The following is a 24,281-nucleotide window of genomic DNA, read 5'->3' on the forward strand; positions in this document are numbered from 1 at the left end:
CATGGGGATTGCAATAGCTACCCCGTGTTGAATCATTCTTAGAAATACAGGAGTTGTGATGTTCGTTCGTAAAGCCCTAGTGGCAACCATTTTTTCAGTCGCTGCCTCGGTGGCCATGGCCCATGGCGATGTAACCCCACAGGTTGTGGATGTCTCCACGCTAAAACCCTTGGGTGACGACATGCTGGATACCAATCCATATGTCGGTGACAAAGAGGCCATTCGAGTGGGTAGTTCCGCCTACAACCAGAATTGCGCACGTTGCCATGGTCTTGAAGTAATCAGCGGCGGTATTTCACCCGATCTGCGCAAGATGAATGCTGAATGTGACTCGTTCGCGGGCAAAAAAGCAAAGGCAGATTGCAAGGCTGAACTGGATGTGTATTTCAGAAATTCAGTGTTGGGTGGCAAAGTGCGAGGAGATCGCGTGTACATGCCCGCTTTTGCCGGTATTTTGAGTCAGGAAGCGATTTGGGCGATTAAAGCCTATGTGGAAACCCGCCCATTTGAATAAGCCGCAGGCTTGCCCAGGGGGACCGCTTCAACAACAAAAGCGTGTCCCCAACGCTGAAAATCGGAGACTTGTATGAATGTGTTTGTGAAATGGTGTGGCGCACTGGCGCTGGGCTTGTCGATTCAGGTTGGCGTGTACGCCCAAGAATTGACCGACTGGGCCAAGGTGCAAGCCTCGGGCGTATTGACTGTTGCGGTTTACAACTATTTGGCACCGTACTCCCATGAAGGCAAGGGCATTGACGTGGACGTTGCGAAAGCTTTGGCCGCCAAGCTGGGCTTGGGTCTTCGGGTTCGCCCCTTCACTGAAGACGAAGAGTTTTCTGACGACATTCGTAACATGGTGACGCGCGGGCACTACCTGGCGGGGGCTCCTGCAGACATCCTGATGCATGCGCCGGTGGATGCATACATCATGCAAAAAGAAGATCAGGCCTTGTTTTTCTCACCTTACACACGCGACGACATTTTCGTGGCGCGTAATGTCAAGAAGCTGCCAAATCTCGACAGCCTGAAGCCGTTCTCGGAGGCGGGCAACAAGATTGGTGCAGAAGCAGCGGCTTTGCCCAGCATTATGTTGGCGGGTGCCGATGGCGCAGCCTATGCGGACAATCTCGTGAATTTCAAAACACCCAAGGAAGCGGTTGATGCCATGGTCAATGGCGAGTTGGTGGCGGTAATGGCCACGCGTGCCGAACTGGAGTGGGCTTTGCATCAGCACCCCGACAAGAAGGCTGACTTTTACGTGTCCAAAGTTCCACACAACGCCTTGCCACCCAAAGGTTGGGCTGTGGGCATGGCGACCAAGAAATCCAACAAAGAGCTGGCTGAGAAGCTGACTGTGGCCATGAATGAATTGAAAGAAAGCGGTGAGTTGGAGAAGATTTTTTCAAGCTATGGCGTGAAATACATGAGGCCTTGACTGGGCTGAACTTGTTCCCATGTATTTGCGTGCAAAAGCCCTGCAGTGATGCGGGGCTTTTTTTTGGAACAGTTGTTTCATTTTGAAACACAGTTGTTTCACCGGGAAAACCCGAGGCGGCAAAATTCAGAAAACTGTTGCCGTGAGCCGTTGAAATTTATTTTTCTAGTTGGCAGGCTTATTGCATAAGTCAGGTTGTATGTAATGCGAAGAAACCAATAAACCAAAAGAGAGGAACAACGGGATGCAAAAATCTCTTCACATCACGCCCGACAAATGCACGGGCTGCCTGCAGTGTGAAATGGCATGTAGCTACGAGAACTATCAGGTTTTCAACACGTCTTTGTCGCGAATCAAGGTATTCGACTTTCACCACACTGGTAAAAAAGTGCCCTACACCTGTACTCAGTGCGATGAGGCTTGGTGTTTGCATGCCTGCCCGGTTGAGGCCATTACCGTGGACAAAACCAACGGCGTGAAAGTGGTGTCGGAAGACACCTGTGTGGGTTGCAAGGTGTGCACGATCGCTTGCCCGTTCGGTACCGTGAACTACGTTCAGGAAACCGGCAAGGTTCAGAAGTGTGACCTGTGCGGCGGCGACCCTGCATGTGCAACAGCCTGCCCAACCGGTGCAATCACGTTTGTGGATTCGAACTGGACTGGTTTGGACAAGATGAAGCAGTGGGCCGAGAAGTTGAGCAACCAGGCTCACGCGTAATTCAGAAGAACAGAGAGAAGGGAGTAATACAAATGGCATGGACCGGTAAAGTACTGCGCGTGAACCTGACAGAAGGCACCTGTACCACTGAAGACTTGAGAATGGATTGGGCGAAAAGCTACCTTGGCCAACGTGGTTTGGCCACCAAGTACTTCGTTGAAGAAGTCAGCGCGAAAGTGGATCCACTTTCGCCCGAGAACAAGATTATTTATGCAACGGGTCCGCTGACCGGGACGATGGCCTCGACAGGTGGCCGTTATTCAGTGATCACCAAAGGCCCGCTGACAGGCGCAATTGCCTGTTCCAATTCGGGCGGCTACTTCGGCAATGAATTGAAGAGTGCAGGTTGGGACATGGTGATCATGGAAGGCAAGTCGCCCAAGCCTGTGTACCTGCTGATTGAAAATGAAAAAGCCAAATTGATGGATGCGTCTGACCTGTGGGGCAAGAGCGTGTGGGACACCGAACCCGCCATCAAGACCAAGCACCAGGACCCGCTGATGCGCGTGTGCTCCATCGGCAAGGCCGGTGAAAACCACGTGTTGTACGCAGCCATTGTGAATGACCTGCACCGTGCGGCTGGCCGTTCAGGCGTGGGCGCCGTGATGGGTTCCAAAAATGTGAAAGCGATTGCTGTTCGCGGCACCAAGGGTGTGGGCAATATTTCCAACCCCAAGGAATTCATGAAGGTGACCTACGAGAAGAAAAAAATTCTCGCAGAGAACGCAGTGACCGGCACAGGCTTGCCCACCTATGGCACGCAGGTGTTGATGAACGTGATCAACGAAATGGGCGCCATGCCCACCAACAACCACCGCGATGTGATTTTTGAAGGCGCCAAAGACATTTCTGGCGAGAAAATGCACGAGCCACGTAAAACGGACGGCAAGGCCAACCTGGTCACCAACCAGGCTTGTTTTGGTTGCACCATTGCCTGCGGTCGCATTTCCAAAATTGATGAAACCCACTTCACCGTGGAAAACAAGCCCCAGTACCATGGCGCTTCCGGTGGTTTGGAATACGAAGCAGCTTGGGCCTTGGGTTCGTCAAACGGCGTGAATGATCTGGAAGCACTCACCTACGTGAACTTCCTTTGCAACGAGCACGGCATTGACCCGATTTCACTGGGTGCCACTGTGTCTGCAGTGATGGAACTGTATGAAATGGGCGTATTGACTGAAGAACAACTGGGCTGCAAAGCACCGTTTGGTTCAGCCGAGGCCTTGGTTAAATTGAGTGAAGACACCTGCAACGGCGAAGGTTTTGGCGTTGAAATTGGTCAGGGCTCCAAGCGTTTGACCGAGAAGTACGGCCACCCTGAACTGTCGATGAGTGTGAAAGGTCAGGAATTCCCAGCCTACGATTCTCGCGGCATTCAGGGCATGGGCCTGGCGTATGCCACCTCCAACCGGGGTGCATGCCACCTGCGTGGTTACACCGTGGCGTCTGAAGTACTGGGTATTCCCGTGAAAACAGATCCCTTGGTGACCGATGGCAAGCCAGCGCTTGTGAAAGCTTTCCAGGATGCAACCGCTGTGTTTGATTCAGCCGGTATTTGCGTGTTCACCAGCTTTGCCTGGACACTGGCCGATGTGCAGCCCCAAGTGGCTGCAGCGTGTGGTGATGAATTCGACATGGCCAATCTGGAAACCATGGGCGAGCGAATCTGGAACATGGAGCGCCAGTTCAATCTGGACGCTGGTTTCACGAAGGCCGATGACGACCTGCCAGCGCGTTTGAAGAAAGATGCTGCAAAAGTAGGCCCTGCAAAAGGCCTGGTCAACGGCATTGACAAAATGCTGCCCGAGTACTTTGAACTGCGTGGCTGGGACACCGAAGGGCGCCCAACTTCCGCAACACTGGAGCGCCTGGGACTATGACAGGAAGCACTCCAACACGGCACGTTATTTTGGGTAACGGGCCTGCGGGGGTGGTCGCTGCTGAGCAAATTCGCAAGCAGCGGCCTCGCGATTCAATCGTGATGGTGGGTGCCGAACCGGAACCACCATACTCCCGCATGGCGATTCCTTATTTGCTGATTGGCAAGGTGGGCGAGAAAGGCACTTACCTTCGCAAAGACCCCGACCATTTCAAGAAGCAAAATATTCAGGAAATTCGTGCACGCGCCACCAAGCTGAACACCGCCGGTAAAAAAGTGGTGCTCGACAATGGCGATGTACTGGAATACGACAAGTTGCTGATTGCAACGGGTGCTCGCCCAATTTCACCACCCATTCCCGGTGTGAATTTGCCCGGCGTACACCCTTGCTGGACACTGGAAAACGCGCGGCAAATTATCGAGCTGGCCAAGCCCGGTTCACGCGTGTTGCAAATGGGTGCAGGCTTTATTGGCTGCATTATTATGGAAGCACTGGCCTTGCGCGGCGTGAAGCTGACCGTGGTCGAAATGGGCAACCGCATGGTGCCCCGCATGATGACCGAAGGCGCGGGTACGATGATTCGCGACTGGTGCATCAAGGAAGGCGTGGATGTGCATTGCTCCACGAAAGTGGAAGCCATTGAAGTGGGCAGCCAGGCCGAGCAGCAGGGTTTAATCAGCAAGATTGGTTCTGCAATTGGTTTTGGCACCGCTGTGGCGGCAAAAGACGGCGCACCCTTGCGCGCAAAATTGTCCAACGGCGAGGTACTGGAAATTGACTTGGTGATTTCTGCCACGGGTGTAAAGCCCAACCTGGATTTTCTGGAAGGCAGCGGCCTTGAAGTTGATCAGGGCTTGTTGGTAGACGATCACATGCAAACCAATGTTAAAGACGTGTATGCCGCAGGCGACGTGGCCCAGGTTAGGGATTTCTCCACGGGTGAAAAAACCGTGAACATGATTCAACCGGCTGCTGCAGACGATGCACGCATTGCTGCCCAGAACATGATGGGGCAGGGCACGCAAACGCAGGGCAGTTTGGCCATGAACGTGTTGGACACCCTTGGCTTGATCGCTGCCTCGTTTGGCCAGTGGTGGGGCGCAGAGGGTGGACAAAGCGTTGAGTTGCAGAACAAGGAAGAATTTTCTTACATGCGTTTGGAGTTTTTAGACGATGTGCTGATTGGTGCAACCAGTTTGGGGCTAACGAACCATGTTGGCGTCATGCGGGGTCTGATTCAGGGCAAAATCCACTTGGGTGAATGGAAAGATCATTTGCTCGAAGATCCAACCCGATTAATGGAAGCCTATTTGGCTTGCGCTCAGTCACAAAGTACATGGAAATTACCTTCAAACTCTTTGCAACACTGACCGACTATTTGCCAGCGAACCGCAGCGACAACGCGGTTCGTTTGCAAGTCGATGTTGGCAGCACCGTGCAACAAATCATCGATCAATTTCACTTGCCCGAAAAACTGACACACCTGGTGTTGGTCAACGGCGTGTATGTGGACCCGGGTGATCGAGCCACCAAAGTATTGACTCCTGACGATGTGTTGGCCATTTGGCCACCCATTGCTGGAGGCTAAGCTGCAATGGCAATTTTTAACACTGACAAAGCACTTGATATGTCTTGCACCGAGCGAGAATTGCGCCGGTGGTTGCAGATGATTGCTGCGATTTTTCCGATGACCTCGGAAGAAGATGCGCATGCGGATTACACGGTGGAAGGTGGTACTGCGCGTATTGCCTGGAAGGAATTGCCCGACCGTGTGATTGCCTTGGTGCGTTTGAAACGCATGGAAGTCACACTGGCGTTTTCTGAAGGTGTGCCTGCGGATGCAAGGGCACATTTTTCGAAGCAGTTTCAGATGCATACCTTGCGGGGCGGGGGCTGAGGGCAGAGGCCGGTGCTCTGCGTTCGGCGAGGTTTGGGTGCGGCACCGGCTGGCCTAAGCAAGCCTTCGATTCCGGCTCGATGCTTCTGGCTTGGGGCATGCGAAACGCTTAAGCGTCTTCGCATCGATCCCCCGGATCGCCCCGCGCTGCGAAGCCGCCGGGAAGCCTTGCAAAGCCGGCCAGCCGGTGCCGTACCCAAGCCTCACCTGAACCAAAGCAGCCGGCTCGTAAGTCGCCAGCGCCGTTGCCAGCGCGCTCAGGCCGCAATGCCCTCGCAGCGCCGATCAAGAAAACCTGCCCTTGGTGTTGAATTCACCGTCCGTTCGGCAAAGCCGAAAGCGTAGCCCGCCCGCTGTTTAGCGGGTGCGCTTAGGGCGGTTAATCAATAACAAGGGGGTATTCAGGTTTTCTGGCGAGAGAGGGTATGCGTCTGAGCAAGCCAGACAGTAGGCTATCTGCTCACCTTGATGGTAAACGACTCGACGCCTTGATCTTCAAACTTCGCAAAGTCAATGCATTCACCAGCCCGCCGCGTCATCGCATCAAGCGCACAAAGCGTCCAATTGTCGGGAGTCAATTCAGAATTGGCCAAAGAAATTGACGGCACAACCACAGCGGTTTGCGGTTTCCAGCGATACCAGCCATCGTCAAGCACAGCATTCGGTGCCGGGTCTATTCCGGCGCCGCTGCCTTTCACAAATGTTTCTTGCAGAACCAGCAATTCATTTTGAGTTTGCCAGTGCTCTACCCATTCGGTTTTTTCGACAGAGTGTGTCCAGCTCAGGGAAAACAGCAGACCTGCAAGGCATGTCACTGATTTCCCTGCGATGAATACACACACACTCATGCAGTTTGCAACTTACCTTTCACGGTGCGCATGTTGCGCCAGGCCAGGTAGCCGAACACAACTGCCAGTGCAAAGCCGATTTCGTCTGTAGCAGGCAAAGCTGCAATCAGGGTGAAAGCAGCGACCATGCCCAGCACTCGGATCCAGACTGGCAATTTCGCACCCAAGAACCCAATGACTGCCGCGCCCCACAAGCTGATCGCGAGTACGGTTTTAAACACGATGTAGATGACCGCGGGTATGTAGCCGATTTCACTGGCCAGTGGCCCACCGTCCTGAAGCATCAGTGCGGGTGTGTACACGGCCATGAATGGGATCACGAAACCTGCGGCTGCAATTTTGACAGCTTCCATGGATATGGTCAGGCCACGTTCTTTGGCAATCGGGGCTGCTGCGAAACAGGCCAGCGCCACAGGTGGTGTCAGGTCAGCGAGAATGCCGAAATAAAACACGAACATGTGGCTGACAATCAGCGGCACACCCAGTTGCTCAAGCGCTGGGCCGGCAATGCTGGAGGTGATGATGTAGTTGGGAATGGTAGGAATACCCATGCCCAACACAATGCAGGTGAGCATGGTCAACACCAGCGACAGGAATAGACTGTTTTCACCTACGCTGACCACGAACTGGCCGAATGTATTGGCTGCACCGGTCAGTGTCATGGTGCCGATGATAATACCCACCATGGCACAGGCCACACCCACAGGCAGGGCCGATTTCGCGCCATCGGCCAATGAGTCACGGCAAGCTGCCAGCGTTTCACGGCCACCTTTCTTGAATGCATTCACCGCAATCAGCGCCAGAATTGCACCTGCGATCACCCAGATACCAAACTGCAAAAATGCGGCACACACTACACCCAAGCCAATCCAGAACAACACGCGAATGGCCATATTGGACAAGCCGATGGCAATCGATGCGCCAAGAATAAGCACCACGGTGAAGGCCAGGCCAACTGTACCGGCAAACAGCGGTGTGTAACCGCCCACCAGTAGCCACACCAGTGCGATGAGCGGAATGACGAGGTACCACTGGTCTTTCACGGCTTTCCAGGGATTAGGCAGGTCTTTTTTCTCAAGTCCTTTCAATCCATGCTTGCCCGCTTCCAGATGCACCATCCAGAACGCGCCAAAGAAGTACAGAATGGCCGGGATAATGGCAGCTTTCACAATTTCGGCATACGCAACACCCAGCGTTTCCGCCATGATGAAGGCCACAGCGCCCATGACGGGGGGCATCAATTGACCACCCATGGACGCGGTTGATTCAACGCCACCTGCGAATGCTGCGCGGTAGCCAAATCGTTTCATCAGTGGAATGGTGAACTGCCCGGTGGTCACCACGTTGGCCACACCTGAGCCTGAAATCGTACCCATGAGCGATGAAGAAACTACAGCCACCTTGGCCGCACCGCCTTGTGCATGCCCAACCAAGCCCAACGCGAAGTCAGTGAACAGTTTGATCATGCCGGCCTTTTCAAGAAAAGCGCCGAACAGGATGAACAGGAAAATATACGATGCCGACACATAAGTCGGGATGCCGTAAATGCCCTCGGTGCCATAGGCCATGTGTTCAATCACCTGGTGAAAGTCGTATCCACGGTGATCAAACGGCGCAGGCAGGTACTGGCCAAGCAGGCAATAGGCGAAAAAAGCGCCGCAAATGATCGGTAGCGCTGGCCCCATCAGCACCCAGGTGGCGATAAACACAGTCGCGATCGCGATGACACCCAGATAGATGTCCAATTCTGTGGGGTCACCCGCACGCAGCAACAGTTCCGTGTATTCGTACCACTGGTATCCCGCTATACACACTGCGGAGAGTGCCAACACCCACCCCAGTGCCTTGACTGCCGTGTGTTTCTGAATGGCAATCAGCGGAAAGGTGAGTAGCAACAGAAAGCCAACGTGAAATGCGCGTTGTACCTGACTTGGGAAATCGATCAGGTGTGCGGCAGTGGCAATTTGAAAAGCGGAGAACACCACTGCAATCCAGAAAAGCAGTCGCCCTTCCAATGACCGGGTAAAACCAGCGGACGTGGGGTCATGAAAACCAGATGTGTTTTCGGCGGCAGTAGAATCGGGAATATTGGACATAGACAAAAAGCCCAGAAAGGGCCTCTAGAGAACTGAGGTTGTAAGCCACACCCCGGCGGGGTGTGGCAACTTCTTGAATTACTGCATTGGCACCACGATCACTTGATCAGGCCTTTTTCACGATAAAACTTTTCAGCACCTGGGTGCAATGGCACGGGCATGCCTTGCAACGCATTTTCAAACTTGATTGCATTGGCTGCCTTGTGGGCAGAGCGCAGTGCCTCGAGGTTTTCCCACAAGAGTTTGGTCATTTGGTAGGCCGTTTCATTGGACACTTCCGAATGTGTAATCAGGAAGTTCACCACAGCTGCGGTGGGTACGTCCTGTGTTTGTCCAACGTAAGTGTTTGCAGGAATAGTGCCCTCAACATAGGGAGCACCCAGCTTTTTCACCACGTCAGCAGGCACGGCCACCATGTTCACTTCCATGGAAGTGGACAGGTCTTTCAATGAGGCTACGCCCAAACCAGCAGATTGCAAGGTGGCGTCAAGCTGCCTGTTTTTCATCAGCTCAACTGATTCTGCATAGGGCAGGTATTCGGTTTTGCCCAGGTCTTTGTAGCTCATGCCAGCGGCTTCAAGAATTGCGCGTGCGTTCAGTTCTGTACCTGATTTAGGCGCACCCACTGACAATCCTTTGCCTTTGAGTTGAGCCAGGCTGGTAATGCCCGAAGATTTGGATGCCACGATTTGAACGTAGTTGGGGTAAATGGCTGCGATGCCGCGCAATTTGTTCAGCGGTGCCTTGAAGCCAGCTTCAGCGTTGCCTTCCCAGGCCAGCTTCACTGAGTCACCCAGCGAAATACCCAGTTCACCGCGGCCTTGCTGCAGCAGGTTCAGGTTTTCTACTGAGGCTTTGGTGGATTGAACCTGCGTGCGTGCACCTGGAATGTTGTCAGCATAAACCTTGGACAAGGCTACCCCGATTGGATAGTAAATGCCTGAAGTGCCGCCAGTCAGAATGTTAATGAATTCGGCCCGGGCGGGGGTTGTTGCAAGCGCCAAACCGGTGATGGCCGTGGCCAGAATTGCAATTTTCGCTTTGCGAAGTATCATGCGTCATTCCTCCTGAGAAAGTGTTGTCGTATTTTGGTTGTGCAATGAATATCCCCGAGAACGTCGCAGGTTGCAAGGCAAACTGGCCAGTTTTTCCGCAAAATACGGGAAAATACGAATGAGGAAAACGTGAGTGTGTTTACTCACCGAAGCCGGGCGGTTTTCTGCCGAAACCTTGACTCCAGGCCCAAAACGCCAGTTCAAAGTCTGTTTGTACTCCCAGTTTTTGACGAATTTGTGACAGGTTGTTGCTCACGGTTTTGCCACTGATTCCCAAGCTGAGCCCCACCTGGTCAATGGTCTTTCCTTCCACCAGCAGTCGCACCACATCGACTTCTCGGGGGGTGAGGCCCCCGGGGGTGGCCCCTGTCGAATCGGTCATTTCCCCTGCAAGATCCTGGGGGCTATCCTGGCTGTGTTGGGGAAAGTGCGGGGCGATCATGCCCAGGCTTTGAACATCGCTGGACACAAAGGTTTGCTCGCCCAATGCCATGCGAATGCCTTGAATCAGTTCATCAGGTTCGCTGGACTTGGTCACATACGCCCGTGCGCCTTGTTCCAGCGCTTTGGTGGCAACCACCGGGCTGTCGTGCATGGACAGCACCACCAAGGCCAGCCTGGGCCATTTCAAACGCACGCGCTTGATCAGTTCAAGTCCGCTTTGCCCGGGCATGCTGATGTCCAGTACCAAGGCGTCGCACGCTTGGGTTTTCAGCAAGGCAAAGGCTTGTTCAGCGTTGTTGGCTTCGCCCACCACTTGCAAATCGTGCTCTGAATCGATGAAGCGTTTGTAGCCTGCGCGCACGGCGGCATGGTCGTCTACCAAAATAATCTTTGACTCAAGCGGCATGATTTTCCTCTGCGACCGGAACATGGCAACGCAACACAAACCTGTCCTCCTCGGTGTTCCAGAACACGCGGCCTTGCAGGCTGGCCATTCTTTCGCGAATGCCGGTGAGTCCCAAAGAAGGCGTGATCGGACCCTTTGCGGCGAGTCCGTCATTCTCAACAATCAAAATGAATTCCCGGGTTTGATCATCGAAACCTGCCAACACTTTCACTTTCTTGGTGCTAGCGTGGCGGGCGGCGTTGGTGAGCGCTTCTTGCAGGGTGCGATACACCGCAATTGGGGCCTCCTTGGGCAGCTCAGGTGTGTTGGCCGCCCAGGCGAAGTCCACATACCAGCCGTGGCGTTTGGCCCAGTTGTCGAGCAGGTCCAGTGCCGCGTCGCGCAAAGAAACCTCCAAAAGCAGGTGCGGCTTCAATTCGCGAAGTGAGCTGCGCAGCCAGCCCATCATTTCCTGCGCTTGATCGTGGACGGCTTTCGCTGCTTCCTGTGTATGTGCCTGCGTGCTTCTGACCAGAAAGGCAGAATTCACGGAAATCGAGGTTAGCGATTGGCCAAAGTAATCATGCAGGTCCTGGGCAATCGCTTGTCGTTCGCGCTCTTGAAGGTCAACCACGCGATTCAACAGATCACGGCTTTTTTTCTGCTCAGCGTTCAGGGTGTTGATCAGTTGGGACACGCTGTCGTGAATTCGTTTGAATTCCTCAATCCTGAATTCGTCTGAAATCTTCAAGCCCGGCGGCGGCAAGCTCGGGTCGCGTTCAGCTTCCTCATAGTCGCGCAAGCCCTGTACCAATTGCTGCAAAGGTTTGTTCAAGGCGGGTCTTAGGGAATACCAAACCACCACACCGCTGCCCGCAGCCATGAGCAGCAACATGGCGCTAATTAAATAGAGTTCCCGCCGTGTTTCCCTGCGTTCCTGTTCTGCTTTGCGTTCGGCCAGTTGTTGGCGCAGGCGTTGTAGCGCGATATTGCCAAGTGGCTCGGCGCTAGACAGACCCCGGTGCAAGTCGTCGACCAGTGCAGAGGCTGCAGCGTATTCGGTTTTTACATCGAGCCGACCCATGGCGAACACCACCAACACGCAGAACACGGCCCACAGGCCGAGCCAGGTGAGCAATCGTCTAACCAGCAACTCGCTTAAACGCATGGATTGAATACCTTGAATGAATAGCAACAATGTGCACCAGAAATTGCGGGTGTTGAAGGGGTGAAATCCTTTTCGGGAAAACTTCCCTGTTGAAACCTGGAAAATTTCAAGAATATGTAGGGAACAAGTCGCGTGGTTGTCTGGCCATTCTCCATGGCGCGCAGAGCAGGTTGACCGCGTGACTTCAAAAAACAATTCCAATTCAAAGGGCTATGCATGTTTGCGCGTCAACATTCTTTTGGGTGCCTCGGGGTCGTTGCACTTTCCGGTTTTTCCATGTTTGGTTCTGTCAGTGCCCAGCCACTGCAAGAGGTTGAGGTGATCTCGACCACTCCTTTGCCGGGTTCTTCCATACCCGTTGATCAGGCCCCGTTCAGTGTCAAGAAGGCCGATGACTTTCAACAGAACGCTGACCGGGAGTCGCTGAGCCGAAGCTTGTTTCGCGGTATCAATGGTGTGCAGGTCACAGACAATCAGGGCAATCCTTATCAGTCCGATGTGACGTATCGCGGATTTTCTGTGACCCCCTTGTTGGGCACGCCGCCTGGTTTGTCGGTGTATGTGGACGGTGTACGGCAAAACGAAACATTTGGCGATGTGGTGCGCTTTGATGCCATACCGCAATCGGCCCTGAAAGAGGTGGCCGTGCTGCCGGGCACCATGCCGCAATTCGGTTTGAATTCATTGGGTGGGGCCATTGTGATGCAAACCAAAAGCGGTCGGGATTTTCAGGGTACGCAACTGGATGCAGAGCTGGGTGATTTCGGACGCACCCGCTTTGGTGCGCAGAAGGGCTGGGTGGATGAACCGACACAACGTGACTTCTATGTGAACTTCAATTCATTCAGGGAAGATGGCTGGCGTGTGTTGTCGCCCAGTTCAGTGATGCAGTTGTTCGGCAAAATGGGGGTGCTGTCGGGCGACACACAAACCAATTTCAGCTTGTCGCTTTACGAATCAGACTTGAACGGCAATGGCGTGGTGCCGCGCAGTTTTTATGAGCAAAGCCGCGCGCAGTCTTACACCTACTTTGACAATACCCAAAACACTGGCGGTCAGTTTGCAGTGGACTTCACCCGGTATTTGCAAAGCGGTGCGGAGTTGACTGCAAATGCGTATTATCGCAGCTCAAAATCGACCACCTTCAATGGCGATGGCAACGAGAACGAAGATTACCGCTTCGGTGTGGCGGAGTTTGAGCCAGACCGTGCCGAAGTGGAAGGCAATCTGGGCCCAGGCACTTACAACGTTACTTGCAGTGCACCTGCTGCCACCGCTTATGCACCTGGTACTGTCACCTTTGATGAAAACGACCCTGCTGCCATGGATCCCGACAGCGCCGATTGCCCCGGTGCAAACAACCGCGGTGTATTGAACCAGGACGTGGTTGGCTTGGGCCTGCAATACGCACTGGCACCCATGGGCGCACACAAGGTGTTGGTGGGCACGCAGCTTGAATTTGGCAAATCGGATTTTCGGCGCAGCTATGCCTTGGGCGTGTTCAATGAAGATCGCACAGTGCGGGAATTGTACGCGCCGATTGAACAGGTCAATGTGGAGGCCAATAACCGGCAGTTTGGCGTGTATGCGCAAGACGTGTGGACCCTGAATGACAAAACCACCCTGTTACTCGGTGGCCGCTACAACCATGCCTCGGTTAAAACCACGGACCGTTTAAAGCCTGTGTTGATCAACGAAGAGGGCGAGGCCAGCCCGGGCTTGAACAATGACTACACTTACAGGCGATTCAATCCTTCGGTCGGTATTGCTTACCAAACTGCCATACACAGCACCTGGTATGCCAGTGCAGGCACCAGCAACCGCGTGCCAACGCCGGTTGAGCTGGCCTGTTCTGATCCTGAATTCCCTTGCTTGTTGCCCAATGCCATGGCGGCAGACCCGTTCCTTGAGCAGGTCATTACCACCACCGTGGAGGGCGGTTATCGGACGCGCTGGGCAACAGGCAGCACCCAGTATGGTTTTTCCTTCAATGTGTTCAAGGCCGACAACAAAAACGATATTTTGTTTGTGACCGATGGCGCAGGTTCTGGCGGCTTTTTTCAGAACTACGGCAAAACTCGTCGGCAAGGCGTTGAACTGGATTTTGATCTTGACACCCCAGTCTGGAATTTTGGTGCCAGTTATCAATACCTGGATGCCACATTCCAGAGCGCAGCGCGACTGGCCAGCGAGGGCAATAGCAGTGCGGTGGATTTGAATGGTGACCCGGCGGTTGAAGGTGGATTTATTCAGGTACAGCCTGGTCACAAAATTCCGGGCTTGGCTGAGCACAATGTGAAGTTGTCATTGGGGTACAAGGCCAGCGATACAACCACGCTGTTTGTGGACATGCAGGCACAAAGTGAGCAATTCGCTCGCGGTAACGAGAACAATCAGCACCAGGCAGGTGTGGTGAATATTCCTGGTGAGGGGCCTGTTGAATTTCGGGACAATGGTCGAACTCCGGGTTTTGCCGTGTTCAATTTGGGTTTGAATCACGAGGTGAGCAAAAATCTCACTTTCATTGCCCGGCTGAACAACGTATTCGATCGTGAGTATTTCAACGGCGCAGTGCTGGGTGGCAATGTATTTGACCGCAATGGTGCGTTGGTTGAAGACGAGGGCGATATTACGTATGAAAGCTTTTTGGCGCCCGGAACCCCCCGAAATGCGTGGGTGGGCCTGAGTCTGCGGTTCTAATATTTTGAGGCGACGCCTGAATCGGATATCCTTTCGGGGTTGTGTTGATTCAGGCTTTGCTTTCACATGCATTTGAACGTTCGAAATTTTATCCTTGTTGTTTCTTTGCTGTTTGCAACGCCGCTGTTGCATGCCCAGCCTGCAAACTGTTGGCAGCAGCACCGCGCCACTGTGTACGAGTGGACTTGCGCAGGCCAAAGCCTGCCTGCAGAAGGACAAGATTTTGCCTTGTCAATTGTGGTGGTTGATTCTCCAAAAGCCTTGATGGTGATCGATTCGGGAGCCACTGCAGCGGTGGGTGAAAGTGCCGCGGCAGCCATTCGTTCCAAATTTGGAACCAAACCGATCTGGATTCTGAATACCCAACCGAAGCCCGAGCATGTGCTGGGCAATGTTGGATTTCGCGCCGCTTTCGCTGCCACATTGAGCGAAGGTGAGTCGTTTGCAAGCCGCTTGGTGGCGGGCAAGCGCACGGCAGACTTGATGCAAGCCCGTTGCCCAACATGCATTGAGAATTTTTCTGAGCGCATGGGCAGTGGCTCTGTGAAGGGCACGGAATCTTTGGTTCCCGGCCGTATTTTAAGAACAAAAACCGGGCACTTGGGTGTGTTGCACAACGATTGGGTTTCTTGGACATTCCGTTTGTACAAGGACCTTGAAACCGAAGAAGCATTGGTATTGCGTAATCGGGAACTCAAACTTTGGTGGGTGGGGTCTGCGGTGCAAAACCGGGACATTCCCGATTTGTACGACGGCAATGTGGTGGAGCGTATCAATTTTCTGGGACGGCTTAAGGCCCTTATGCGATCGGATGAGACCATTTTGACCTCATTTGGCGCTTTGGGCCCCGACTGGATAGAGCGCAATCTGAACTACTTTGTGCGGGTTCAGCAGTCGGTCTTGTACGGTTTGGAGGAAGGGGTCAGCGAGGTGGAGTTGATTCAACAAATCAGCGCAGACATTGGCGAATTCAAGAATCCTGTGTATGTGCAAACCGACCCCAACGTCAATGCCAAGGCACTTGAAACCCATCAACTGAATATCCAGCGAATTTTCCGTCAAACAGAGCCATTTACTTTCTGATCCGACTGGCTGGAATACGGCTTGCTTGTAGTCTCTTGAACTGTTGCAAACTGGGACAGGCGAACAACAACCAAGGGACTATTCGCATTGAACACCAACAAAACACACACCCTGTTTTTGCTGTGGGTGCTGCTGATCAGCCTGACTGCGTTTGGTTTTTACATGACCTGGCACAAGGGCTTGTTCCAATGGATCATTCTGACTGACAACACCCGCATTTGCGTGGTTATTGTGTTGGCCTTCGTAGTGGGTAGCGGCCTGGCCGGTTGGCGCAGCGTTTACTTGAGTCGGCAGTGGCAGTACTTCGAGCAGATCCGTCTCGGCGCAAGCAATTTCAAATTGGGCCAATCCATTTGCCATGACTATTTGACCCATCCCTTGGCGCATCCCAGTGAAGGTCAGTTGATGGCCGAGGTGATGGCCGAACGTGCACGGGGCACTCACCAGGTGGGCTGGTTTGTGACCGGGTTGATGATCAAACTGGGACTGCTGGGCACGGTGGTCGGTTTCATCATGATGCTCAGTAGCCTGGAAGGTTTGGAGCAACTGGACATATCCGACATCAAGACCCTGATGCAACAAATGACGCAGGGCATGGGCGTGGCGATGAACACCACCTTGGTTGGTTTGATCGGCAGCATTTTGTTGGGCTTGCAGTTTTTGATGCTGGATCGCCATGCCGACAAGCTGATTGCTGCCACTGTGGATTATGCACACCGAAACGTGAAAGCGAGCTGAGCAGCATGCCGCTTTTCAATCACAAACCAGACTTCGAGCTGGACCCGTTCACAGATTTGATCTTCAACGCCTTGTTGATTTTCACCTTTCTGTTCTTGATGGCTTTGTTGCTGCTGAACCCGCCTGCCAAAAGCGGAATTATTGATCCCAAAGCCGAGTTTTTGGTGACGGTGAGTTGGCCGGACAACGACCCCAATGACATTGATGTGTGGGCGGCCGGGCCCGCCGGTGCGCAGGTGTGGTTTATGCGGCCACAAGACGGCCTGTTGCACCTGGACCGTGATGACCGTGGGCTGGCCAATGACACTCAGGAAATTGAAGGCAAAACCTTTGTGAATCCATTGAACCAGGAGGTGTTGACCATTCGTGGGCGACCACCCGGTGAATACATTGTCAATTTGCATTATTACAAATCGGAGAACAACCAGCCTGTGCCTGTGAATGTGTATGTGGCAGAGGTGAACCCGAAATTGAAGGTATTGCATTACTCCACCGTGAACCTGCAGCAACAAGGCGATGAGGCCACTGCGGTGCGTTTTACGATTGACACCAGTGGCACTGTGGGCAATATCAACCAACTTGAAAAATCTTTGGTGAAGGCAGACGGAAAATGAATGAAGTGTTAGTGGGTTTGGGCATTGCCTATATTTTTCTGGCGGCACTTTTGCTGTTGGCCCTTGTGTATGGCCGAATACACTGGTCGCTCAAGCTGGTTCTGATTGTGGTGTCGGTGGGTTTTTATTGGGTCAGTTACATCAATTGGCAAAACGCGCAGGGTTGGCCAAGCCAGGCGGAATTGCCCAAGCGATTTCTGTTTTATGCGGTGGTGGTTGAAGAACCCGACAAAACCGAAGGCATCAAAGGGCGGTTGTTCGTGTGGGCCAGCGATCTGGCCAATGACAGACCTTCTGAAACGCCGCGTGCGTATGAGTTGCCCTACGACAAAGAACTGCATGTGAAACTGGACGCAGCACAACGCCAAATGCGCAACGGAAATCTGCAAATTGGGGAAGTGGGGGGCGAGTTGTTTGACCCGACTTCAGCCAGAGACAACAACCGGATTGCAGACAAGAAAATTGATCTGGAATTCACGGATTTGCCCGATCCCCAGTTGCCGGAGAAGTAAGCCATGTTGAAAGTTTTGAGTGTGGTCTTTTTGACGCTTGGTCTGGCATCTTGTTCCAAGGTGGGCGGGGGCGAATACTTTCCGCTGGACGAAGGCATGCAGTGGCATTACCAACTTGATTACGTGATGCCCGATGGCAAGAACAAAAAAGGCCTGACGATTCGCACGGTGGGGCAATCCAGCTTCAAAACCGAAGACGATGAAATCAAGGGCATGGTGCGAAGAACATCCGACGGCACGGATTATTTCATTCAGGAGCGGGCCGATGGTTTTTACCGTGTTGGCAAACGCGTCATTGTGCAGACCAAGCCGCAAGCCGACAAAACCGCTCGTTTGATATTGCCCAAGGGTCGAAACCTTCGAGTGGGTTACACCTGGACGCAGGACACCAGCCCGTATGTGATGCACTGGATGCCGCCATTTATTGAGGCCAATGCCAGTATCAAGCCTTTTGATTTGGTCTATGAGGTTGCTTCACTCGATGAGACCGTGGAAACACCTGCGGGTGTTTTTGAGAAATGTATTCGCCTGGATGGCACGGGCAAAATGGTGTTCTATGCAGACGCCAGCGCGGGCTATCAGGAAATTCTGATTAACCACAGTGAATGGTATGCGCCCGGTGTCGGGTTGGTGAAGCTGGAGCGTGAAGAGCCCTTGAACACCAGCATCATGAAAGGGGGGAAAGTGACCATGGCGCTAACGCGCTTGCTTCAATAATTCCCCCGGATCTTTTTTATTTGTTGAACAACCCTTCAAGGATCTGATCGCAGAAGCGCTTGCGTTTTTCGCCGTTGCCGGTGACCGAGCAGTGTTCAATCAATACTTGATCACCGACAATGCTGTGCGACTCCACACGGTCGGCGTAGAGCAGTATTTCCTCGGTGTCCAGGCTGAACTTGGAATCCAGGTCCATTTGGTTCAGGTCTGGCCTGCGCCAGTGCACAGTGAACAATGGCTGGTTCTTGAACACTTCGCCTTTCTGGTTTTGCAGTTCGGTGACCGCTTGCACAGCCAACACAGGGTGGCTGTTGAACTCTTGCGGGTAATACCGCTTCATTTCGCGCATGATGTTGTACGCGTCAGTTGCATACAGGGTCACGATCCGGTTGCGCGTGACAAACGTCAGTTGATCTGTATCAAGACCGCGAACTTCCACAATATTGCCGTTGGCCATTTTCTCCATGGAGTCTGGAGCAGGCGGACTGCAGGCTGCAAGCATGGCAGCGCAGATCAGTAAGGTGGCGTGTTTGACGTGGCGCAACATAAGGCGCATGCGTGGTCTCCGGTGTCGTGTTGTTGTGCCAGCAGTATAGGGGGTAAATGTTGTCACCTGGCTTACACCAGGTACTTACTTTCGGCAAAGCTTGCGCAATGCAGACTCCAGTTCGGCGGGTTTGGGGGGTTTGGCCATGATCATGTCCACTTGGGGCACTTCCTCGTTGTTCAGCGACATTTGTTTGCCCCAGCCTGTCAGCATCAATACGGGCGTTGTCGGACTTAGTGATTTGATCATTTCGGCCAGTTCTTTGCCATCCATTTCCGGCATGCCCAGGTCGGTAATCAGTGCGTCGAAATCCTCGCCTTTTCGGGCAGCCTGATTGAATAGTTGCGTAGCCAACGAGCCACTGTTGGCCGATTGAACCAGGTGCCCTGACATTTCCAGAATTGCCGTCATGGCGGCCAGTACATTGGGATCGTCATCGACAAGCAGCAGGCTCAAGGGGCGAGCGGTGTTTGAATCGGATTCCGAATGGCTCGCTTGAACGGTGTCATTGTGGTCCTTGGCCAGCACAGGGAAGTACAAATGAATTGCGGTGCCTTTGTTGAGCTCACTGCGAATATCCATGAATCCGTCGGCTCTTTGCACAATGCCATACACCATTGACAATCCGAGCCCAGTGCCTCGTTCACCTTTGGTGGTGAAAAACGGCTCAAAGCAACGTGTCTGTTGTTCTTGAGTCATGCCAATGCCGTTGTCCTGAACCACAACTACAATTTGCGGCTTGCCATCGTTTTCTTCAAATGCCGTTTTGAGTTGAATTTGACCCCCTTGCGGTAAGGCATCCACAGCATTCAAAATCAGGTTGGTCAGGATCTCGCGCAACTCGGTTTCAGACACAGCCAACCTTGGCAGGGGATTGGTCAATTCATGGACAATGTTGATGGTAATGCCATTTCGAAGTGCCATGTCTCCCCACCGCGGCCGGGTCAACTCAATGGCCTCCAGGCACATGTCATTGGCATCGCTGCTGCTGGTGGGTTCCTGCTCGTTTTTTGACCGGGCAAAACGCCCCATGCGGTCAACGGTGTTGCTGACATCGTCAATTGCGGTTTGAACAATGCGCAGCTGTTTGAAGCCCTTCTCGCTGATCAGTTTTTCATTCTCCAGCAACGATTCAAGGTAGAGCGTGGCTGGGGAAATGGCGTTGTTGATGTCGTGTGCAATGCCGCTGGCCATCCCCGCCAGCGCGTGCAAGCGTTCTTGTTGTAGCACCATGTTCTGTGTGGACTGCAGTTCCCGGTAGGCTTCTTTCAGTTCATTGAGCAACTCGACCTGTGACAAAGCCACTGCCACGTGTTCGCTCAATTGATCGACGAACTCGATTTCCTCGCCGGAAAATGAAGCGATCTCGATCCGCGAGATCACGAGAATGCCAAGCACCTCGTTGCCTTTCATCAATGGGTTGATAATCAGGCTGTGCAGATTGCCCAAGGTATTCATGGCTGCGCCAATCGGTCCCCGAGACTCACCCATATTGTCGTTGTGAACCCGTTTGCCTTGAAGTGCTGCTTCCAGATGAATGCCATGCCCTTTGACTTGTGCACCAACAAAAAGTCCCAACTTGTCGGCCAAAGCCTGACTGCGCTCGCCGACCGATCGCACAACCAGGGTGTTGCTTGTGCTGTTGTATGTGGCCATCAGGCTGAAGTCAGAGGGCAGACGTTCCTCCACATGATTGACCACCACGTTGTAAATTGAATCCAGGCTTTGTCGATGACTGATCGCCTTTGTGATCTGGTTGAGCAGTTGCATGCGAGCCAGTTGCTCCTGACTTTCCCGTTTGGATTGCACAATGCGACTCATGTCGGTGATGCCGCCCACCATGCGAATGCCTTTGCCCGAGGCGGTGTCGCGAATGACATGACCGCGATGGATTACATCCAGCCAGCGCCCATCTGCATGTCGGAAGCGGTATTCATCTTGCCAAATGTCACTTTGCCCGTCGATCACTTGGCGAACACAGTTCAAAACGCGTTCAAGATCCTCTGGGTGAATGAGCCTTGTCCAGGAGCGCGAGTCTTTTTCAAGCGACTCTCGTGGATGCGCAAACAGGTTTTGCATGCCTTCGTTCCACCAAAGCTCGTCGGTCTCAAGATCCCAGTCCCACACGCAATCGGTGGTGACACGGGTGAGCGAGCGAAACATCGACAAACTCTCTTGCAAGGCATCCTGACGAAGTTTTTGTTCGGTGATGTCGCGTTGAATGCCGATCCAGTGTGTGCATTTTCCCAGTGAGTCAATCATGGGAACGATCTCGACGTCCACCCACATTTTTTCACCGTCTTTTGTGTAGGTAATCAGTTCTTCCCGCGCAGTTTCTTTGCGGGCCAAGGCCTCGCGAATTCTGGTTTTGGCATCTGGCTGGGTTTCGGCTCCCTCCAGTACCGTGGGCGATTGCCCGTAAATTTCCTCGCGGGTGTAGCCTGTGCGCTCCAGAAATGCCTGGTTCACGTACTGAATTTTCACTCCGCTTGAATCAATTGATTCTGCGTCAGTCACCAATACCATGTCATTGAGGCGTTCAAGACAAGTTTGCAAGAGACGAAGGCTTTCCATGGTCTTGGCTTTTTCAATGCCGTTGACCAGATTGTCCAGTGCCATAGAGCGATTGCGCGACACGGTGTCGAGTACATGAAGCATTTCGCCACTGAAAAAATGGGGTTCATCACCCATGTAGACGAGTCCCGAATGCAGGCGACCATTCAGGTGCAGCGGGATAATCGCCATGGACTCGAACCCTCGGTCCAGTGCTTCATCCAGCCATTTTTTGGCGATGGGCTCATTGCGCAGATCGTCCACGACAAATACCTGGCCGGTTCGCAGTTTCTGAAGCAGGGGCGAATCAGCTCTCAGTGTGAGTTTGGACATGACCGTGGAAACAAATTCTGTGTCGCGCCCACCTTTGGCGGCTACAGTGAATTCAAGTGTGTCTCGTTTGAACTGCACCACCCACACCAGTGGAATCTTGGCCAGTTTGGGGGCGGCTTCGCAAATTTCCTCGTACATGGCCTGTGCGCTGTCAAATGCAGAGAGTCTTTGATTGATGTGGTTCTGTGCCAGCAGGGCGCCATTGATTCTTTCCATCATCACGTCTTTCTTGCGCTGATCCGTGATGTCTTGAATGCAACCGTGAATTCGGGCGGGTTTGTTGTCCGCATCTTTCATAACCTCGCCCGCAATCCTTGCCCAGATTCGTCGATTCTTGAAAGTGTTCATTTGAACCAGAATATCGAACGCTTCGCCTTTGGTTTTTGCATTGCCGATGGCCTGTGCAATTACTTGTTTGTAGCGACCCACGTACAGGTTCATGCCCTGTTCCAGATTGGGAATCTGATCTGAATCATGCTCAAGCAGCTGAAAGGTTTCTTCAGACCAATACACCGCATCATTGTTGATGAGGTCGATCGCCCAGCCACCCAGTTTGCCAACTTGCCCGCCCAGACGTTGAAGCGCCATGCTGAATTTCAGTGCATCCAGCGCATGTTGCTGTTCCATGAGTTCATCCGTGGAGCCCGCAACATGATTCAGCACATCGACTTTGTGATCGGCTGGATGTGGTGCAGAGCCAATTCCCTGTCGTGGCAAACAAATTCGGAATTCTGCGCCCGCCCCCGGATTGCTGTAGGCCTGAATGGAGCCATGGTGGCGTTCAATTATTTTTTTAACATTGGCAAGGCCCATGCCGTGCCCGTGGTAATCATGAAGGCTGTGCAAGCGTTGAAACGGCTTGAACAGATTGCCTGCAAGTTCGGGGTCGAATCCAACGCCGTTGTCTTTGACCGAAAGCGTCAGTAACTCATCGGATTCAAGCACATCCACCTGAATTTCAGGGTGTGTTTTCTTGCTGCTGAATTTCAATGCATTTGAAAACAGATTGAGAAATACCTGTTCAAGCAGCGCCTCATCGCCTTGCACAACAGGCAAGGGTTTGACTCGCCAGTTGGGGCGGGGGCTGTCACTTTCCAGCTCGGATAATATTCTTGCACGCGACACCACATCGGCCAGGTTCACGCTTTTAAAGTGCAGTTCAGAATCGCCGAGGCGCGCAAAAGCCAGTAAATCTGAAACCAGTTTGCTGCCCCTGTCGCTGCTTTCCCTGATCCGCTGAATGTGCAGCCAGTCTTGTTGCGTGAAACTGGTACTGGATCGGTTGCTTAAACTTGTTGCATGACCATGAATCAGGTGCATCACCGAATTCAAGTCGTGAGCTACGCGCGCTGCAAAGCTGTCAAGGTCTGCATTCAGTTCGGTTAAACGTTGATTGGCGGTGGTGACCTTGTTGAGCAGAGCGGCATTTTGTTGTCGCAGTCGCCGGTTTTCCAGTGCGCGTTGAATCAGGGGTAAAATTTCAGCGAATTTGAATGGTTTGAGAACGTAATCCAGCACACCGATCTGGATTGCTTCAACCGCAGTTTCCATGCTGCCATGGCCGGTCATTAAAATAGCGCTCAGGTCGGGGATGATTTGTTTGGCCTGGCGAATCAGTTCGGTGCCGCTTAAGCCGGGCAGTTTCAAATCAGTCAGCAGCAGTTCGCAAGGCTGTTCGCGCAGTGCATGCAATGCGTCGTTGGCATTCGAGAAGCTCAAGACTTCATAGCCTTCCTGTTGCAGAAGGGTTGTGAGTGCTTCTCTTTGTAGGGTTTCATCGTCAACCACATACAGGCTTGCCGACAGGTTCATGGTGGCTCCTGCACTATTTCTCTAACCTAGTGCATGGTAGCGAATTTAACGATAGTTAACGATAGCCAATTTGGAGCCCCTCAGCTTTGCAGTTCCCTTTCTACGTAATGACCGGCCATGTCGGCCAAACCTTTGGCCAGGTCATCAAAAGAAAACCCCGGGTTGGGGTGGTTCAGGTAGCGAATCATGGTTGCAATGCCGCTGTTGATGAAGATGTACGTCATGGTTTGCAAGTTCTTCAAGCGCAGAATTTCGGGGTGCTTGATCGCATGTTGAACAAACAGATCGGTCAACGCCCTGTAAATGGGGCCGAAAGGCACATGTTTCTCCATCAAGGCCGATTCCCGGGCACAGCGCAAATACAGCTCATCGTCTTTTTTCAGGAAATCGGCGGTCTGCGCAATCAATTCATACACCCCATCGCGTAGCGAAAGCCGAACAACGTTGTTTGTTGCGCCTTGAATAACCCCAACAAGTTCTCTTGAAAAGCGTTCTCCCATGGCGCTGAAAATTGCCTCCTTGTTCTCGAAATACTCATAAATCGAGCCCACACCCACACCGGCATATTCTGCGATTTGCCGCGTGGTTGCGCCTTCTGCGCCATGTTTGGCCAAGGCAATGAAGGCACCCTGAACAATCGTTTCTACCGTGTTCTGGGAGCGAGTCTGTTTGGGTTTTCTGGTCATGGGAAATATCCGAATTGAATCCGAACAAACGTTCGTTTTAATATGACATTGTTCAATGTC

The 24,281-nt window shown here is 52.9% G+C and carries 21 protein-coding genes; 13 read left to right on the top strand and 8 right to left on the bottom strand.

The features are described 5' to 3' along the window. Nucleotides 1-58 precede the first annotated feature (58 nt). The 7 genes from pedF to FRIGORI9N_RS13845 all read left to right on the top strand — a co-directional run bounded on the left by pedF (nt 59) and on the right by FRIGORI9N_RS13845 (nt 5,930). Nucleotides 59-514, top strand: coding sequence for a cytochrome c-550 PedF (pedF, locus tag FRIGORI9N_RS13815; RefSeq protein ID WP_159572367.1), 456 nt, complete (start codon nt 59-61; stop codon nt 512-514). A 72-nt stretch (nt 515-586) separates the two neighbouring features. After that, nucleotides 587-1,435: an ABC transporter substrate-binding protein gene (locus FRIGORI9N_RS13820; RefSeq protein ID WP_159572369.1), complete on the top strand. Its 849-nt coding sequence runs from the start codon at nt 587-589 to the stop codon at nt 1,433-1,435. Between the two features lie 244 nt (nt 1,436-1,679). After that, complete coding sequence (locus FRIGORI9N_RS13825) at nt 1,680-2,153, top strand: 4Fe-4S dicluster domain-containing protein (RefSeq protein WP_159572371.1); 474 nt, start codon at nt 1,680-1,682, stop codon at nt 2,151-2,153. Between the two features lie 32 nt (nt 2,154-2,185). Then, a complete protein-coding gene (locus FRIGORI9N_RS13830) occupies nt 2,186-4,033 on the top strand; it encodes an aldehyde ferredoxin oxidoreductase family protein (RefSeq protein WP_159572373.1) in 1,848 nt (615 codons plus the stop codon). Further along, nucleotides 4,030-5,403, top strand: coding sequence for an NAD(P)/FAD-dependent oxidoreductase (locus FRIGORI9N_RS13835; RefSeq protein ID WP_159572375.1), 1,374 nt, complete (start codon nt 4,030-4,032; stop codon nt 5,401-5,403). Before FRIGORI9N_RS13830 ends, FRIGORI9N_RS13835 begins: the two co-directional genes overlap by 4 nt. After that, on the top strand, nt 5,370-5,621 hold the full coding sequence (locus tag FRIGORI9N_RS13840) for a MoaD/ThiS family protein (RefSeq protein WP_159572377.1): 252 nt from the start codon (nt 5,370-5,372) through the stop codon (nt 5,619-5,621). Before FRIGORI9N_RS13835 ends, FRIGORI9N_RS13840 begins: the two co-directional genes overlap by 34 nt. Nucleotides 5,622-5,627: 6 nt before the next feature. Next, complete coding sequence (locus tag FRIGORI9N_RS13845) at nt 5,628-5,930, top strand: hypothetical protein (RefSeq protein WP_159572379.1); 303 nt, start codon at nt 5,628-5,630, stop codon at nt 5,928-5,930. A gap of 452 nt (nt 5,931-6,382) precedes the next feature. Here FRIGORI9N_RS13845 and FRIGORI9N_RS13850 read toward each other — a convergent pair whose 3' ends face one another. From FRIGORI9N_RS13850 to FRIGORI9N_RS13870, 5 genes are all read right to left on the bottom strand, one after another. Next, complete coding sequence (locus tag FRIGORI9N_RS13850) at nt 6,383-6,778, bottom strand: DUF1850 domain-containing protein (RefSeq protein ID WP_159572381.1); 396 nt, start codon at nt 6,776-6,778, stop codon at nt 6,383-6,385. Beyond that, complete coding sequence (locus FRIGORI9N_RS13855; protein WP_159572383.1) at nt 6,775-8,874, bottom strand: TRAP transporter permease; 2,100 nt, start codon at nt 8,872-8,874, stop codon at nt 6,775-6,777. The genes FRIGORI9N_RS13850 and FRIGORI9N_RS13855 overlap by 4 nt, the downstream gene beginning before the upstream one ends. A gap of 98 nt (nt 8,875-8,972) precedes the next feature. Beyond that, nucleotides 8,973-9,929 (bottom strand): TAXI family TRAP transporter solute-binding subunit, encoded by a 957-nt coding sequence (locus FRIGORI9N_RS13860; RefSeq protein ID WP_159572385.1) that lies wholly within the window; start codon nt 9,927-9,929, stop codon nt 8,973-8,975. 139 nt (nt 9,930-10,068) lie between these two features. Continuing rightward, nucleotides 10,069-10,779, bottom strand: a complete 711-nt coding sequence (locus FRIGORI9N_RS13865) for a response regulator transcription factor (protein ID WP_159572387.1) — start codon at nt 10,777-10,779, stop codon at nt 10,069-10,071. Beyond that, nucleotides 10,769-11,953: a sensor histidine kinase gene (locus FRIGORI9N_RS13870; protein WP_159572389.1), complete on the bottom strand. Its 1,185-nt coding sequence runs from the start codon at nt 11,951-11,953 to the stop codon at nt 10,769-10,771. The genes FRIGORI9N_RS13865 and FRIGORI9N_RS13870 overlap by 11 nt, the downstream gene beginning before the upstream one ends. 249 nt (nt 11,954-12,202) lie before the next feature. On the opposite strand from FRIGORI9N_RS13870, the gene FRIGORI9N_RS13875 reads away from it, so the two are divergent. The 6 genes from FRIGORI9N_RS13875 to FRIGORI9N_RS13900 all read left to right on the top strand — a co-directional run bounded on the left by FRIGORI9N_RS13875 (nt 12,203) and on the right by FRIGORI9N_RS13900 (nt 18,290). Beyond that, the gene (locus tag FRIGORI9N_RS13875) at nt 12,203-14,626 is read left to right on the top strand and encodes a TonB-dependent receptor (protein WP_159572391.1); all 2,424 of its coding nucleotides are present in this window, start codon (nt 12,203-12,205) and stop codon (nt 14,624-14,626) included. Nucleotides 14,627-14,692: 66 nt separating this feature from the next. Further along, entirely contained in the window at nt 14,693-15,709 is a 1,017-nt protein-coding gene (locus FRIGORI9N_RS13880; RefSeq protein WP_159572393.1) for a hypothetical protein, read from the top strand. 87 nt (nt 15,710-15,796) lie between these two features. Next, nucleotides 15,797-16,447: a MotA/TolQ/ExbB proton channel family protein gene (locus FRIGORI9N_RS13885; RefSeq protein ID WP_159572395.1), complete on the top strand. Its 651-nt coding sequence runs from the start codon at nt 15,797-15,799 to the stop codon at nt 16,445-16,447. 5 nt (nt 16,448-16,452) lie between these two features. Next, the gene (locus FRIGORI9N_RS13890; protein WP_159572397.1) at nt 16,453-17,061 is read left to right on the top strand and encodes a hypothetical protein; all 609 of its coding nucleotides are present in this window, start codon (nt 16,453-16,455) and stop codon (nt 17,059-17,061) included. Then, entirely contained in the window at nt 17,058-17,573 is a 516-nt protein-coding gene (locus FRIGORI9N_RS13895; protein WP_159572399.1) for a hypothetical protein, read from the top strand. The genes FRIGORI9N_RS13890 and FRIGORI9N_RS13895 overlap by 4 nt, the downstream gene beginning before the upstream one ends. Before the next feature lie 3 nt (nt 17,574-17,576). Then, nucleotides 17,577-18,290 (top strand): hypothetical protein, encoded by a 714-nt coding sequence (locus FRIGORI9N_RS13900; RefSeq protein ID WP_159572401.1) that lies wholly within the window; start codon nt 17,577-17,579, stop codon nt 18,288-18,290. A 16-nt stretch (nt 18,291-18,306) separates the two neighbouring features. On the opposite strand, the gene FRIGORI9N_RS13905 is transcribed toward FRIGORI9N_RS13900, so the two are convergent. From FRIGORI9N_RS13905 to FRIGORI9N_RS13915, 3 genes are all read right to left on the bottom strand, one after another. Further along, on the bottom strand, nt 18,307-18,846 hold the full coding sequence (locus tag FRIGORI9N_RS13905; RefSeq protein WP_159572403.1) for a hypothetical protein: 540 nt from the start codon (nt 18,844-18,846) through the stop codon (nt 18,307-18,309). A 75-nt stretch (nt 18,847-18,921) separates the two neighbouring features. Next, complete coding sequence (locus FRIGORI9N_RS13910) at nt 18,922-23,535, bottom strand: ATP-binding protein (RefSeq protein ID WP_159572405.1); 4,614 nt, start codon at nt 23,533-23,535, stop codon at nt 18,922-18,924. Between the two features lie 80 nt (nt 23,536-23,615). Next, entirely contained in the window at nt 23,616-24,221 is a 606-nt protein-coding gene (locus FRIGORI9N_RS13915) for a TetR/AcrR family transcriptional regulator (RefSeq protein ID WP_159572407.1), read from the bottom strand. Nucleotides 24,222-24,281 lie beyond the last annotated feature (60 nt).

The sequence above is a fragment of the Limnobacter sp. 130 genome (genome assembly GCF_902506325.1).
Classification (GTDB): Bacteria; Pseudomonadota; Gammaproteobacteria; order Burkholderiales; family Burkholderiaceae_B; genus Limnobacter.